This window comes from Pseudomonas sp. PME37.24/025 (assembly GCF_055556615.1).
This window is the reverse complement of sequence record NZ_JBVHNK010000070.1, coordinates 1-326: the sequence shown is the minus strand read 5'-3', so window position 1 is coordinate 326 and position 326 is coordinate 1. Positions and strand designations below refer to the sequence as shown.

Here is a 326-nt window from a genome sequence, read left to right as displayed (position 1 = left end):
AGCTCGCGTTCGCCCGGATGCGCGCGATCGAGACCGGGCGGTCGGTCGTGAACCTCTCGACGGTCGGGACCAGCCAGGTCATCGCCCCGGACGGCGCGACGCGCGACGAACTGCCGGTCGACACCGCCGGCTACATGCTCGACGACGTGCCGCTGCGGACGGGCCTGACCCCCGCGGTCGTGATCGGCCCGGCGCTGAAGATCGTGCTGGGGTGGGGGAGCCTCGCGGGACTCGCGGCCGCCGGAGCGGTGCTGGTGTTCCGTGGGCGCACGAAAAAGACGCCGGCCCCCGAGGGAACCGGCGCCTGAATCCGTGATCCGCGTTAC

1 pseudogene is annotated in these 326 nt (G+C 72.7%); it reads left to right on the top strand.

The window, feature by feature from the left end:
- Nucleotides 1-308: pseudogene (locus ACZ3HH_RS29540) on the top strand (hypothetical protein); the annotation flags it as partial.
- Between the last annotated feature and the right edge of the window lie 18 nt (nucleotides 309-326).